The following is a 14,723-nucleotide window of genomic DNA, read 5'->3' as shown; positions in this document are numbered from 1 at the left end:
TGTTCACCAGGTTTTTATCAGCTTGCAAGGATGCGTATTGCTCTGGATTGTAACCGGCATTAAGGACGACCTGTGAAATCCCCAAAACCAATGTTCCGGATTGAAGCAATGGCCTCACGGCATGTGAATTGGCTTGGTGAAATCGTGCTTGTTAGGCCAGTCTCCTTTACCGTCCTCACACTGGTTGCGGGGTTGTTCGCGGCCATGGTAGTGACTTTTTTTCTTTGGGGCAGCTATACCAAGCGTATCACCGTACCAGGTCAACTGGTGCCTTTCTCAGGGCAATTGAAAATACACGCGCCTCAGTATGGTCTTGTCTTGGAGCGATTTGTCGAGGAAGGCCAACCCGTCAAGCAAGGCTTGCCACTGTTTAGAATTTCCAGCGAGCGGTATGCGGGAGACTCACGGCCGGTTCAGGCCGACGTGAGTGATCAACTTGCAATGCGGCAGCGTTCTTTGAGTGATGAACTAACGAAGAAAAAGCAACTTCAAGCTGAAGAACTGCAAAGCCTGCAAAGCAAACTGGACAGTCTTCGGCAACAGTTGCGGACTCTGGCGCAGCAGAAGGCCAGTCAGGAGAAGCTTGTTAAACTGGCGACAAATGCTGCTGATCGTTATCAGGGGTTGATGGATAAGGGCTACATCTCAGTGGATCAGCTTCAACAGCGCCAATCCGAGTTACTTGGCCAGCATCAGACTCTCCAAGGCTTGGCTCGCGAAACGACGGTTCTTAATCAGCAGTTAGTGGAGACCCAGCATGAGCTTGCAGGTCTTTCGTCACTGCATGAAAACCAACTTGCCGGCATTCAGCGCTCGCTGTCGGGTATCCAGCAAGAGCTCATCGAAAGTGAAGCCAAGCGTGCCTTGACCATTACAGCTCCCCAAGATGGCGTAGCCACCGCAATCCTCGTTGAGGCAGGTCAGACAGTTGATAGCTCGCGGGTCTTGATGAGCATCGTGCCCGCTAATTCTCATCTGCAAGCCGAACTGTACGCGCCGAGTAAAGCCATAGGTTTTATTCGTAACGGTGACTTAGTGAGAGTGCGATATCAAGCGTATCCATACCAGAAGTTCGGCCAACACAGTGGCAGCGTTATATCTATCTCAAAAGCATCGCTGTCGGCCGCCGATCTGGCAACGATGACGGGTAGCGTTCCAGGGCTTGGCCTTGAAGGTGAACAGATTTATCGCATTCGCGTTGACATCGAAGCGCAATCGGTAATGGCATATGGCAAGCCACGCCCGCTGCAAACCGGCATGTTGGTTGAGGCTGACATTTTGCAAGAAACCCGCCGCCTCTATGAATGGGTGCTTGAGCCACTCTACAGCCTGACCGGAAAATTATAGGAGAGCAGCTTGAGTTACCTCGATGCAATTTCCTTGCGAATGGGCTGCCGTTTGCCCTTAATTCTGCAAACCGAAGCGACGGAGTGTGGCCTGGCCTGCCTGGCGATGATCACAGGCTTTCATGGTCATCATGCCACGTTGATGGACTTGCGCCGCAAATTCAGCGTGTCGCTCAAGGGAAGCACGCTCAGGCAACTGATCCAGATTGCCGAACAGCTCAATCTCGGCACTCGGGCTGTCAGACTGGAGCTCGATGAGCTGAACAAACTCAAGCTGCCCTGTGTTTTGCATTGGAACTTAAATCACTTCGTTGTGCTCAAGGCGGTAGAGAATCAGCGAATTATTGTGCATGACCCGGCAAGTGGCATACGGCATCTGAGCTTGGCCGAGGCCAGCAAATGTTTTACCGGTGTAGCGCTCGAAGTCTGGCCGGAGGGGGGCTTTGAAAAGCAGGAGCCCAAGCCCCAGATCAAACTGATGAGCATGCTGGGAAAGGTGAGTGGTCTGTACCGTTCCCTTGGGCAGGTATTAGTCTTGGCATTGGCCTTGGAAGTGTTCTCACTGGTCAGTCCTTTCCTTCTGCAATGGACGCTCGACAACGTGCTGGTCACTCAAGATCGTGACCTGTTGACAACTTTGATTATCGGCTTTGGCTTACTGTTGCTGATGCAGCAAATAGTTAGCGCCATACGGGCTTGGGTCATGATGCATTTGAGTACGCTATTAAGCGTGCAATGGCGCGCCAACGTATTCAGTCATTTGCTGCGTCTGCCTATCAACTATTTTGAAAAGCGGCATCTAGGTGATGTCGTGTCCCGTTTTGGTGTCGTCGATGTCATACAGAGCACCCTAACAGCGGCCTTCCTTTCTGCGGTGCTCGATGGTCTCATGACCATCGCTACTTTAATTCTAATGTATATCTATAGCCCGTTACTGGCGGCTATAGCCGCAACCGCGATGCTCCTGTACGCCCTGGTTCGCTGGGCGTGGTACTACCCGTTACGCCGGGCTAATGAACAGCAGATTGTTCACGCCGCTCGCCAGGAAAGCCACTTCCTGGAAACAGTACGTGGCATAAGGCCAATTAAACTGTTCCAGCGCCAGAACGAGCGGCGTCTAGCCTGGCTTGGCCTGCTCGTAGAGCAGATCAACGCAGGTTTACGAGCACAGAAGCTACAGATGATCTACACGCAGTTGAATGGTTTGATATTTGGTTTGGAAAACCTAATTGCCATTGGGGTTGGTGCATCGATGGTCATGAATAACCAATTTACCGTCGGAGTACTGATCGCTTTCATGGCTTACAAAAATCAGTTCGTCAGTCGCGTCGCGAATCTGATCGACCATTTTTTTGAGCTTTACATGCTTCGTCTGCAAAGCGAGCGGCTGGCCGATATCGTCATGCATCCACCGGAAGATAGTCGTGGGACGCTCACCTGCACGACGTGGCCCGTATGCCCTGTAGATGTCGAATTCAAAGGTGTGAAGTATCGATATTCCGATCAAGAGCCATTCGTGCTCGATGGCATCGATCTATACATCGCGCAAGGCGAATCTGTGGCTATCACCGGAGTCTCGGGCAGTGGCAAGAGCACCCTTATCAGTTTGCTCTTAGGAATCTTCCAGCCTACTGAAGGAAAGATCTGTGTCGCAGGCAGTGATCTGCAACAACTGGGCGCCGATACATTTCGCGGCAAGATCGGGACAGTCATGCAGGACGACTGCCTGTTCGCCGGTTCACTCTCAGACAACATCGTGTTCTTTGAGTCAGACCCAGATTTGGGCTGGGCTATGGAGTGTGCGCGCATGGCGTCCATTCATGCCGACATCCTGGCTATGCCGATGGGTTACAACACCCTGGTGGGCGATATGGGGACAGTGTTGTCGGGCGGTCAGAAACAGCGTGTGCTGTTAGCCAGAGCGCTCTACAAGAAACCCGACGTACTGATCCTAGATGAAGCCACCAGCCATCTGGATATGGCGTGCGAGCAACAAGTCAATGAGGCCGTGCGAGCGCTGAAAGTGACGCGGATTATTATCGCTCATCGCGCTGAGACGATTGCATCGGCAGATCGAGTGGTGATGCTGGAGCATGGGCGGATTGTACCGGCTCAGTTTGTTGAGACCCATGGTATTCATGGCATTGGCACGGTCTCTCCGTGATGAGGGTTTCACGCGCCGCCACGGTAGTGGCTTGTCTTTATGCTTTCTCTCAGTGGGGGCTGGCAGCAGGTCTGGATGTGTTCGCGACTGAGCATACAAGTGCACAAACAGCTACTCAACCCATCGACAGTGTTCCCGGTGCGTGTGAGAGCAACCCGGTACCTGCGCGTTTAACATTGGAAGACATGATAGAGCGGGTGCTCTGTCACGATCCCCAGGCGAGGCTGAACTGGGCAAATGCCAAAGCTCAGGCCGCGTATGTCGGGGTGCGGCAGTCGGCGTATCTTCCCAGACTCAACGCAAGTTCGGGTATCACCACGGGTCGCAACCACACGAACTATGAACAGCGTGAGGAATACTCCAGCCGCGGCCATAAAAGCCAAGTGGATCACAGATTGGCGTTGAGCTGGGTGTTGTTTGATTTTGGTCGGCGCGACGCAGCCTTGCGCAATGCTCGCCATTTGTTGATTGCTGCGAACGCTAATCAAGATGAGCAATTGCAGCAAACCTTCATACTGGCTGCGCAGTTGTATTACGACACCCTAGCTGCACAAAATAGTCATATTGCTGCTGCTCAGGTGGCGGCCCTGGCAGCCGAAAACCTTAAGGCCGCCAGCGCCAAGCATGACGCAGGTGCAGCTGCACTTTCGGACCGCCTTCAAGCCCAGGCGGCGTACTCCCAAGCGGCACTTAACGAAGTCCGCAGCAACGGAGCTTTAGTCAATGCCAAGGGCCTGATGGCCCTGCGCATGGGGCTAGCGCCGCGGGCAGCACTGGAGCTTGCCGGAAGCCTGACACGGCGTCCGGATACCCAATTTGTCAAAGGTATTGACGAGCTGCTTGAGCAAGCTAAGCAGGATCATCCTTCGCTCGTTGCTGCCAAGGCTCGGCTGAATGCGGCAAAAGCAGCCATCGACGAGAGCAAGGCGGAAGGCCGTCCTACCTTGTCATTGGTTGCCAACGCCTTTGATGTGCAGCTTAACCAATCAATGGCGTTCAACGGCGATAGCCGCACACGCGATAACAGCGTTGGGCTGCAACTGAGTATCCCTTTGTTTGAAGGATTCGAGCGCACTTACCAAGTACGAGGAGCTCAAGCTCGACTGGAAGCGAGGGAGGCAGAGGTAAGCGATGTTGAGCAGCGTATTTCGATAGACCTTTGGGGCAACTATCAAACGCTGATCACTGAAACGCGATCCTTGGAAAGAACGGCCGAGTGGGTAGAGCAATCCAACCAGGCACTGGAAGTCGTGCGAGGCCGCTACCAATCGGGCGTTGGCAGCATGATCGAACTACTTAATGCATTGACTGCGTATGCGTCTGCAGAGCAGCAACACATTAATGCCCTGAACAGCTGGCAAATGGCGCGTTTGAAATTAGCGGCGAGCTTAGGACGCCTGGGGTTCTGGGCGTTATAGCTAGTCGTGCTTGAAATAAAATAGAAATTTATAAATAAAATTATAAACGCAAAAAAACCGAGAAGCCATGATGAACACTGATACAGAAAGTATAAATGCGTCAAAATTCAACAAAAGTGGATTTTTGCGAAGTACGTCTTTTTTGCTCTCGCTGTATTGGAAGTCGGAAGAAAAAATATTTGCATGGTGCGCGCTCATTGGCTTGGTGACGCTCTCATTGCTGGGGGTTGCAAGCGCATTAGTGCTCAATGAGTGGTATAAGCATTTTTACAACGCCATTCAAGAGATGAATGCTCGAAGTTTCTACATGTTGGTATTGGTTTTTCTTGGAGTTGTATGTTTCTCAGTGGCGCGCTCAGTGCTGACCACCTATTTAGTAGGTATATTTGCACTAAAATGGCGTCGATGGCTGACCAATCACTATCTCTCTGCGTGGATAATTAGATCTCCGCAGCCTCGTCAGGTTGAGCGTCGTGTTGATAACCCCGACCAGCGCATTGCTGAGGATATTAATAAGTTTACGTACTCAACAGTTTATCTCTCGTGTGGGCTCCTTTATACTTTGGCAAGTGTAGTATCATTCAGTGTAGTTCTCATCGCGATTTCAGGAAACGCGTCACTATGGGGAGTAAAGGTACCTGCCTATATGTTCTGGGCGGCGATTATATATGCTGCGCTAGGTATGTATATAAGCCAGAAGATAGGTTTTAAGCTGGTATCGCTGAATAATTATCATCAAAAGTCAGAGGCAGATCTTCGCTATTTTTTAGTGCGTTTTCGTGATCGAAATAATATTGAGTCCGCCAAGACAGTACGAAGTCTTGAAAAAAACAATATTAGCGAAAAACTGGATATTAGCCTCGCCAATATGCGTCGGACAATTAGGGTTAAAGTGCGCCTTTCATTGTTCACAGAAATTTACGGTCAGTTATCGTTGCTTTTTAGTAGTTTGCTGGCAGTGCCACGGTTTTTTTCTGGCTCGATAACTTTCGGCGATGTTATGCAGATTAACTCAGCATTTGGGAATCTTTGCGAAAATTTAAGTTGGTTCATTAATGCCTATCCCAGTTTAGCTGAATGGAAAGCGACAACTGATCGATTGATATCGTTTGATAAGGCTCTAGCATACCAAACAGAGTTATCAGCGTGCCATGAGCTCGTCACAAGCTGTATGATTAAGGAGGCTTCGTGAAAAAATTAACACTGAATGATTTGCCAGAGGTTTTTGTAGAATTTAAAACTGTAAAAGCCAAAAAAGGCAAGGTTGTCTACAATAATAAAAATCTTGGACACAACTTAACTGACTTGGAGATAATCTCAAAATATAACTACGTAACTATTGATACCTCACAAAAATCAGATAACTTATTGGATACGAAGATTTTTTATGCAGAACGATACGGGGGGGATGGGATTTCCACTAACGGCGGAGGGGGGCGCTGTGGCTTCGATGGAGTGTTTCATTCAAAAGGACTGGGGCCCAACCAATTAGTAGGTGACAGGCCTCGGGATAGATACGGAAATTCTCACGCGAACGGTTTTTTATCGTTAGACGTTGCTATTTATGAATCCATTTGGTCTGAGATCATTAACATCGCGCTTCCCTATGGAGCAGTAAGAACGGTTGCAGTTATAAACTTAGAATGTGATTTCGAAGAGCCGGATATAACACTCCCTCGCGGGTTGCTGATCAGGATGCCTGCCGTACGGCCAGCTCACTTTATAAGAGCATTATATTTCAAAGAAAAAAAACTAGATGCTTTGAGTGAAGATGCAAAACGAGTAAAATTAGCAATTCAGAAATTGGTTGATTTCTTGCCTGAAAGCAATTTGGCTAGCCCAGCTAAAACCTTAGATGAAAATCTAGCTTATAGACTCTCGGAGCTTGCTTCTCGCTATGCAAAACAATTTGCGGCAGCAAGAGCAAAAAGGATATTCCACCAAAGCATCAGTGCATCCAATATAACCTTAGACGGTGCCTGGATGGATTTAGCGGGGAGTACAGTATTTTCAAACGATATGTGGTGGGAAGGATTCAACATAAAACATTTTTTGATGGAGTATGAACCTGCGACCGATAGCATTCGAGAAATTTGTTTTTATTTGTACAAGTATCAGATGGTTACAATGGAGAACTCGAATAAGTTAGCAAGCTTGGCATTAGCTACCTTTAATCGGGAGTACGTAAAAAACTTGTCGATATACAATGCAGCTCAGTCAGGATTCCCGATAGACATACTTGAAACCTTATCAGATAATGTTTACTTCTCTAGATTTTCTGATTTATTGAATAAAATTCTCGCTTTAGATAATTACTCCGTCACTCCAATAAAACTCAGTAATGGGTGGGAGGGATACGAATACTGGATATCTAAACTCTACAGGCAGCTCCTTAAGCAAAAGCTCTATAAGACAAAAGAAAGTTTTTGCTGGGTATCAACGAACGGAGATCTTCTGAAAGACCTGACATTTGCTTATGACTCACTGTTTGATCTTGTGCAGCATAATGCCGAGATATATGGAGTAAATTATGATGCTTTTTGTAAGCTTGTAAGTATCAATGTGACTCGGTTGAATAGGTTTAGTTCAGTATTGTTCTGCTTGCAAGATATGATTCCAAAATCTCGTCAGGCAAAGTCATTTGTTGAACAAAAATCAAGATACGGTGAATTGTTTGAAAGAGCGATCAATTCAGCGTTTTTAACGTATAAGCATTATACTGCAACTAATACTTTGTTCTGGAGAGACGGAGATATATTGATTGTCTACGTCGCACAAAATAATCGTTTCGAAATCCATACTATCCATGGCGACTTAATAGATTCAGGTTCATTTTCAGAGATTTTGGAAAAAAACAATACAATGAAGTCGGCAACTTGCTTTTATGTAGATATGATTGAGGTTTTTTATGAATAAACAATACAGATTATTTACCGCATGTAAAAAAACCAGCATCGAAGACCAAGCAAAAACTTTAGGTTTTTCATTTTGGATTGCGATGCAGTCTCCAAAATATTTGTTATTTAGACTGATAGATTTTAGAGGCTGGCTAATGTCGGCAATCCAGCACAAACAAATAATAATTTTTTTTGATGTCTTCGACAACCCTATTGGGTATGTAACCTGGGCCAACCTTAGCTATGATGTTGAACTGCGTCTATTGAAAGATCCTAACTTCTCACTTCATGAATCTGAATGGGATGAGGGTGATAAAACATGGATAATAGATTGTTGCTTTCCCTTTGGGGATGCGGTATTCGCGATGAAAGAAATTAGAAGAGTTTTCAAATCGCAAAGTATAAATACAGTTCATTGGGCCCGTAGGGAGGATGATTATTCGATTCGGAAAGTAGTGCGGCGTAAGATCTAGAGAGTCTTCAAATAAACTTTCAAAATTTAGTGCGATGGAGATTCCAGACAGCTGAATTATCCAGGTTTTTTTAGACAGCTCTATCTATGTTGCCGAAGTTAACGTACGTTATCTTCCCTGTTGACAGCACAACCGAATAATGGACGCATTTTTGTCACGCCATAGCGAACGGGTGGCCGTTCTGGACAAGGATGAGAAAAGCTCATTATCATCGAGGCGACCGGCTAATAGCGGTAGGTGATTGCCTGATGAGTCAAGTATAGACTGGCGCCGGTATCGACTACCAGTGGCGCATCCACTGATGCTAATAATCATTCCTAGCTCCAGATAACTTTTTTAAGAGTATAAACGAAGAAGAAACTAGAGCTTCATTATCAGCATTAATTAATGCGAGCCCACGGGTGAGACACGTGGGCTCGCATCAATACTCTGCCGAAGGGACTACCCCTTTATTTGCTGCTAAAAGGTTTTAACGATCCCATCGGAGGAATACCCATAATAGGAATTCCAGGGCTTGGTTTTACATTCGAAAGTCCCTCCACAAATCCTCCAACTTTATTCCCCACATATCCGCCAACAACAGCTCCACCATTACCACCCAATTTACTACCGATGGCACCACCTATTAGCTCTCCTAGTAACTGTCCATCCCCCCCTCCACTTATAATTTTGATTTCACCATCCGTAAGTCTTCGCATAATCACCTCCAATATGTTTAAAGCTTATTTTCTTCTTTACTAGCGGAGTATTTTCTGATAAATTTGAATATTTGGCTTGTTACAAGCACAGTTAAAATCATCAGGCCGCTCGGCACATTATCTTCAGCACTCATATTTTTTGCAATGATTGCTACAATGATTCCAAGAACTATCGAACAAACAAATTCAGAAGTTTTTCCCATCCGTCAACTACCTCATATTTCTGAAATAATAGTGAATTTACAGCTAAGGATACTCTCAAGTAGGTGTGTATTTCTGGCCCGCTTCAGCCTCCGTCGATTTTGAAGGCAGAAAATCGGTCAAAAACGATCAGATCATCTGCTTAATATTGTTTCTTTGCCGCCGCAAGCTCCTCGCAGTGACCATTTCCCACATTACAAGTGCACCTTTCCCGCATTCGTCAGTAAAGGGGCGAGCACAGAATTCGGAAAAAAATCGTACGCTAAGCCCCTGTGGGGTCGGTTTCGGCAGGGGGCGAAATGACACGCTAAGCAGTTTCGCGATGTCTGCGGACAATTTCAGTGACGGTGTTCTTGCTAATACCAAGACCCCGGGCGATCCACCGATAGCTGCGACCCGCTTCAATCGCTTCGATGACTTTCGGGTAAAGCTTTCGGATTTCGGGCGCACGCCGACTTGCCGCCCGAGCCTACGTCCTCGGACGCGAGCAGCGGCGAGGCCTGACTTGACTCGTTCACTGATGAGATCACGCTCGAACTCCGCAATGCCGGAAAGAAACATCGCCTGCATACGGCCATGCGGGGACGACAGGTCGAACGCCATACCGTTCATGGCAATGACAGATACCTTCCAGCTCTCCAGTTCACGTAGCGTATTGAGGAGGTCGATCGTCGACCGCCCCCATCGAGACAGCTCTGTTACGATAATGGCATCGATCTGCCGTGACTGGGCCAATGCCATGATTTTTCGCCGTTCGGCGCGGTCAAGCTTCGTACAGGAACCGGTCTCCTTAAAGACCCCGATGGGATCGTAACCGGCACGACTGGCAAACGCCGTCAGGTCACGCTCCTGCCGTTCGCATGATTGGTCTGCAGTCGAAACTCGACAATAGATGGCTGCGCGCTGTCCCAATTGAACCCTCGTCGTTTACGGTGTTGGAAAGCCTTGATTTACATGCGCTGATTTTTGTCCAAATCAAACTATACTTCAACAGGGACAGTGGTGATGCCGAGACGACACATTCTCACCGAGCGACAGCGCTCGGCACTGTTTGATCTGCCTACCTGCTATCGCTTGCGTTTATAAATCGTTGGGCTCGCGTTTATCCGCCTTTTTGAACCCAGATTAAATGACGCTATCCGACCGAGGTTGCCCACATTATTTGATTCTATCCGGGCAGTTGCCCACATTAACTGACTTTATCTGCGTCCCCGACCCACATTATTTGCGTATATCCGCAAGCAATAATGCATCAACCTCGACGACACCTCTCTGCCCGTCGCCCCACCTGGTCAGTTCATGTCGCAGCCGCTCCGATTGATTGGCGCGCAAGCGTTCGATAGACGGTCGGTCTTGATATGGAAAACACTTCGGCCAGATCACTGATCGAGTACTCGCCGGTGTCATACATCCGGCACAGCTCTTTTTGCTGGCGATCCGAGAGCTTCGGCTTCTTACCGCGCAACTTACCTTTGGCCCGTGGGATGGCCATCCCCTCCGGCGTGCGCAGTCTGATGAGGTCCGACTCGAACTCAGCGAACGTGGCGAGAATGTTGAAGAACAGCTTGCCCATCGGATCGGAAGGATCATGGACACTGGTCCCGATCTGCAACCTCACACAGCGGCCGTGAGTTCATCTCCAATCGCACGCGCGTCAGGAACGGAGCGTGCAAGGCGGTCGAGTTTAAGGACAACCAGCGTATCCCCGTGGCGCACTGCCGCCAGGGCCTGGTCGTGCCCCGGCCGCTCTCTTTTCGTACCGATAAAACCATGGTCGGTATAAATGCGATCCGCTTTCACACCGAGCTTGATTAAAGCCTCCTTCTGTGAGGTGAGGTCTTGCCTGTCGGTCGAGCAACGTGCGTAGCTAATGAGTGTAGTTGTCATGGTCGAACTGTAATACCAAAGGGGCCTTCAACGATAAATATATCGTACCACTCAAATGAGACAGGCGACGCCCAAGAAAAGAAGGCGTTTCAGCCAATCGATCAGAGCGGGGAAAAACCGTCCGTTGAACGATCCCCTTTCGGACATATGAGCAGTGAATTGAGCTATTACTGTTCGTCAGCAGATATGCATATGTGCATATTGCGGTTGTGCATGAATGCTGGATTTACATACAGTATTTGTGAGCTGCGTTTTCTCGTCAACGCTTGGCAAGGCGTAAGGAAGGAGACAGCTAGCTCGTATTATCAAGATATGAGCTCAAATCAAACGTTAAGGAGAACAGAATGGCAGGCGAAGCTATTTTACTACCCACGTCATATGTAGGGGGCTCAGCCCCCTGCAGGAACCAATTATGTTGGTGGGGGGGGTGGAAATGTAGTCCCTAGTAACGGCGGTCCTATGATGGGCGTAGCGCCAGGAATTGACCCGACGTCATTTATAAAATTTCTAAATAATTACTATCCACCTATTTTGAAGCAGGCAACCGAAGACGGGGTAAAGGAATATTCCGCAAAGCTTCAAATCCTGTCTCAAACGGTTGAAAGTAAGCTGGCGTCAGCCAGAGGAGGCAGTGTAATTAATGACCCTGGGGCTGCAGCCAGCATAAGTAACGAAATTACCTTGCGAGATTCATTGGTCGCTCAGAAAACTCCCGCTTATCAAGCTCAAAAAACCATCGCCGATGCTTTTTATGGGGCCGATTTTTTAGTAAGACTGACAGGGATTTTATTGAAGAGACGTATAAGCGGGGCATGCAACTCATCCCACCTGTTGATACGGTAAGTCATTGGAATGAGGCTCGCAAAGCGGCCTATCAAGCCAAATATATTAACGATGAAATTTCGCTTTTAAATTCTCAATCTGCGGCATTGAAAACAGAATTGGCGACCACTCAAGCTCGAATCGCGGCTGAGGCTGCTGCAAAGACTGCCGCTGACAAAGCCACTGCTGATGCCGCTGCAAAGGCTGCCGCTGAACAGACGCGTCTTGCAGCAGAAGCTATTCGAGTCGCCAATACGTTTCGTGCGCCAGGCTCTGCGTCAGCAACTGGCCCAGTTGTTATTTCCGCGGTGGGAACTATAAATGTTATTGAAACGGCGGCAGTTACATTGCAAGCTGCGATTCGCTCCGCAATTGCCGAACTGACCAGTTTGCTAGCCGGTACCGCCTCAGGTCTTTTGGTGGGTGTTTCTACCCTGGCCTACTCGCCAAAACTGGCCAATGGTGAGCTGCCTGAGCGTTATACGTTTAGCACCCCTCTGTCGGATCTCGACCCTGAGCAAAACCAAGATTTACTTGCCATTGCCGCCACCAGTGGAACCGTTAACCTACCCGTGCGGCTTAACTCAAAAACAGCAGCGGATGGACAGTCAGAAGTCATCATAGTTAAGACTGATAGTACGACTATTCCTTCAAGCGTCAGGGTGGTGGCTGCTACCTACGATGCTGCGCAGAACGTCTATAGCGTAACGACAGGAGACACTCCGCGTAGGACCTTGACCTGGACGCCTATTGTCAACCCAGGGAACAGTTCAACCACATCGCCTGCTGAACAGCCCGCACCGCCGGTCTATACTGGCGCAACGGTAACGCCAGTTGAGAGCCGAATTGACACCTTCCCAGGGGGGGCGGAGGCCGGTTTCGATGACTTCATCACCGTGTTCCCGGCAGATTCGGGGTTGCCTCCGATCTATGTGATGTTCCGGGATCGGCGTGAAGATCCCGGTGTGGTAACCGGTGTAGGTCAACCCGTGTCGGGGATCTGGCTAGGGACTGCATCGCAAGGTGAAGGGGCACCCATTCCGTCACAGATTGCTGATCAGCTTCGGGGTAAGGAATTCAAGAACTTCAGGGCTTTTCGAGAGGCGTTTTGGAAAGCCGTAGCTGGTGACCCCGAGCTCTCTAAACAGTTTGATCCAGGTAGTGTCGCCGCCATGGAAAAGGGGTATGCGGCATTCGTCAGAAAGATTGAGCGTGCGGGAGCGCGTAAAAAATATGAACTGCACCACTAAAACTACATCTCCACAGGTGGAGAATGTTTTTAACATTGATAACATTATCGTAATTACTCCAAAGCGGCATATCGAAACTCATCAGGAGAAGAAATAATGAGCACATCAATAAATGAAATGACAGAATCTGATTTTCTTTTATTTTTTAATAAACTATATAGTGCGGACTATCCATCTGAAGAAGCACATGATAATGCCGTAATGGAATTTGAGGAGATTTCAGAGCATCCTTCAGGCTCAGATTTACTTTACTATCCCGAAGATGGGAAAAGTGGCCCAGAGGCAGTAGTTGCAGAAGTTAAAGCATGGCGAGCCGCCAACGGTAAGCCAAGCTTCAAAACCGCTTAATTGAAGTCAGTTAAACCCAGTCACCGAGTTAATTTCGGTGACTGGGTTTTCCGGTTTTGAGCGGCCCATGACTACCATTGCATTACAGTTCATAAAACACCCAGCTTATGAATTTCTTTGTTGAAGTCTTCAGCTCGACCTTGTGGCAGTTGACCTGCCAGATAGGCGCGGACCTCCGCTCGTCGAGCCCCGAGATGGCCACACAGGGCATTAATCCCATACCCATTACGGGCCAACCTGGCTTCAAGCCCGTCCAGGCCTGGGGATAACACCGTTTTCACGAAGTCAACGTCAACGGGATTGGCCCCAACTAACACGCCTTTGGCGAGGGCCCGGCTCAGGTAGTAGGAAATCTGCAAATGAGCTTGCAAGGTGTCTAGAGAATCCGGGGCGATTCAGAGCAGTTCAGACAAAAATTGCATCCGCCGCCATGGCGGACGATAGGGACTGATAGCCATTGTTGTGATACGTCTAAAAACCAGACGTGACGAACAGCGCCACGCAAGCGTATATGAGAGTTGGAGAGCACTGGAGCAGCCTACGCATTTGATGACTTTGGTTTAGCGCACAAAACTGTCTGATTTAACGGTCGAATTTTTTAGAGTGTCGCTGCTCCTTTTTCTGAGCTAGCCAATCAATGGCTGATAACAACAACACCGCATCAGCTGGTCCCTCAAGCTTTACGGAGCGGCCTGTCGTGTTGTCTGTAATTATGACAGTAGGAGTGGCCGTAACCCCGGCTTTGACGGCCTCCTCGGCCTGCTGGCCGACACGCTGGGCGATCACTTTGTCGGTGGCTGCACAGGACAACAGGGCCTGGTTAGTAACACCAACAACTTTCAGATGCCCATCGAAACCCTCACCGTTGCTACGGGTCCGGTCAAAGATCTGGTCAATGGCTTGTCAGAAGGCAGGTGCGCCACCAAGCGCCCTCGCACATTCAGCGAGCTTGGCTTCGTGTACTGCGGTGGGACCGTGCACATCCAGTGGCAGATGATGCCACTGCAGGTTTACATCCTTCTGCTGCTGTATCCAGGTTTTCAACGCAGGTGTGTACGTCTTGCAGTAGGGGCACTCCAGATCCGCGAACTCAGTCACAGTCCAGCGTGCTTTTGAAGGTCCAAATAACCACGGGCCTGTGCTGTGCGGGGGCGGTACCTCACTTCGAGTGAGGGCAAAGCAGGCCATCGATGTGCCTGCCAAAATGCACCCCGGCATC

General features: G+C 48.8%; 13 protein-coding genes and 2 pseudogenes. 9 read left to right on the top strand and 6 right to left on the bottom strand.

Features of this window, described 5'->3' with window-relative positions; genetic code table 11:
* Window positions 1-90: 90 nt before the first annotated feature.
* The 6 genes from JH25_RS16670 (at window position 91) to JH25_RS27630 (ending at window position 8,298) form a co-directional block, all read left to right on the top strand.
* On the top strand, window positions 91-1,347 hold the full coding sequence (locus tag JH25_RS16670; protein WP_032877930.1) for an HlyD family secretion protein: 1,257 nt from the start codon (window positions 91-93) through the stop codon (window positions 1,345-1,347).
* A gap of 9 nt (window positions 1,348-1,356) precedes the next feature.
* On the top strand, window positions 1,357-3,510 hold the full coding sequence (locus JH25_RS0127065; protein WP_050549350.1) for a peptidase domain-containing ABC transporter: 2,154 nt from the start codon (window positions 1,357-1,359) through the stop codon (window positions 3,508-3,510).
* On the top strand, window positions 3,510-4,928 hold the full coding sequence (locus tag JH25_RS16675; protein WP_081883300.1) for a TolC family protein: 1,419 nt from the start codon (window positions 3,510-3,512) through the stop codon (window positions 4,926-4,928). Before JH25_RS0127065 ends, JH25_RS16675 begins: the two co-directional genes overlap by 1 nt.
* Before the next feature lie 67 nt (window positions 4,929-4,995).
* The gene (locus tag JH25_RS27955; protein WP_081883299.1) at window positions 4,996-6,120 is read left to right on the top strand and encodes an SbmA/BacA-like family transporter; all 1,125 of its coding nucleotides are present in this window, start codon (window positions 4,996-4,998) and stop codon (window positions 6,118-6,120) included.
* Entirely contained in the window at window positions 6,117-7,844 is a 1,728-nt protein-coding gene (locus tag JH25_RS28645) for a hypothetical protein (protein WP_164699517.1), read from the top strand. Before JH25_RS27955 ends, JH25_RS28645 begins: the two co-directional genes overlap by 4 nt.
* Complete coding sequence (locus JH25_RS27630) at window positions 7,837-8,298, top strand: toxin-activating lysine-acyltransferase (RefSeq protein WP_050549347.1); 462 nt, start codon at window positions 7,837-7,839, stop codon at window positions 8,296-8,298. Before JH25_RS28645 ends, JH25_RS27630 begins: the two co-directional genes overlap by 8 nt.
* Window positions 8,299-8,747: 449 nt before the next feature.
* Here JH25_RS27630 and JH25_RS28640 read toward each other — a convergent pair whose 3' ends face one another.
* The 5 genes and pseudogenes from JH25_RS28640 to JH25_RS29025 all read right to left on the bottom strand — a co-directional run bounded on the left by JH25_RS28640 (window position 8,748) and on the right by JH25_RS29025 (window position 11,084).
* The gene (locus JH25_RS28640; protein ID WP_164699516.1) at window positions 8,748-8,996 is read right to left on the bottom strand and encodes a hypothetical protein; all 249 of its coding nucleotides are present in this window, start codon (window positions 8,994-8,996) and stop codon (window positions 8,748-8,750) included.
* Window positions 8,997-9,504: 508 nt separating this feature from the next.
* Window positions 9,505-9,579 (bottom strand): annotated as a pseudogene (locus tag JH25_RS29245) (recombinase family protein); the annotation flags it as partial.
* Window positions 9,580-9,728: 149 nt separating this feature from the next.
* Window positions 9,729-10,109, bottom strand: a pseudogene (locus JH25_RS29240) (recombinase family protein); the annotation flags it as partial.
* A gap of 385 nt (window positions 10,110-10,494) precedes the next feature.
* The gene (locus tag JH25_RS29210; RefSeq protein WP_268872689.1) at window positions 10,495-10,770 is read right to left on the bottom strand and encodes a helix-turn-helix domain-containing protein; all 276 of its coding nucleotides are present in this window, start codon (window positions 10,768-10,770) and stop codon (window positions 10,495-10,497) included.
* Window positions 10,771-10,811: 41 nt separating this feature from the next.
* Complete coding sequence (locus JH25_RS29025; RefSeq protein WP_268872688.1) at window positions 10,812-11,084, bottom strand: recombinase family protein; 273 nt, start codon at window positions 11,082-11,084, stop codon at window positions 10,812-10,814.
* Between the two features lie 459 nt (window positions 11,085-11,543).
* Here JH25_RS29025 and JH25_RS28635 point away from each other — a divergent pair, with 459 nt between their 5' ends.
* The 3 genes from JH25_RS28635 (at window position 11,544) to JH25_RS27950 (ending at window position 13,504) form a co-directional block, all read left to right on the top strand.
* Window positions 11,544-11,927 (top strand): hypothetical protein, encoded by a 384-nt coding sequence (locus JH25_RS28635; protein WP_164699515.1) that lies wholly within the window; start codon window positions 11,544-11,546, stop codon window positions 11,925-11,927.
* The gene (locus JH25_RS0127040; protein WP_050549346.1) at window positions 11,897-13,156 is read left to right on the top strand and encodes an S-type pyocin domain-containing protein; all 1,260 of its coding nucleotides are present in this window, start codon (window positions 11,897-11,899) and stop codon (window positions 13,154-13,156) included. The genes JH25_RS28635 and JH25_RS0127040 overlap by 31 nt, the downstream gene beginning before the upstream one ends.
* A 96-nt stretch (window positions 13,157-13,252) precedes the next feature.
* On the top strand, window positions 13,253-13,504 hold the full coding sequence (locus JH25_RS27950) for a bacteriocin immunity protein (protein WP_081883298.1): 252 nt from the start codon (window positions 13,253-13,255) through the stop codon (window positions 13,502-13,504).
* A 903-nt stretch (window positions 13,505-14,407) separates the two neighbouring features.
* On the opposite strand, the gene JH25_RS29020 is transcribed toward JH25_RS27950, so the two are convergent.
* A complete protein-coding gene (locus JH25_RS29020) occupies window positions 14,408-14,692 on the bottom strand; it encodes a DsbA family protein (protein ID WP_236648036.1) in 285 nt (94 codons plus the stop codon).
* Between the last annotated feature and the right edge of the window lie 31 nt (window positions 14,693-14,723).

Origin of the sequence: Pseudomonas sp. BRG-100 (assembly GCF_000737955.1) — a bacterium.
Lineage (GTDB): Bacteria > Pseudomonadota > Gammaproteobacteria > Pseudomonadales > Pseudomonadaceae > Aquipseudomonas > Aquipseudomonas synxantha_A.
The sequence above is the reverse complement of the archived record's forward strand: the minus strand, read 5'-3'. Positions and strand labels throughout refer to the sequence as shown.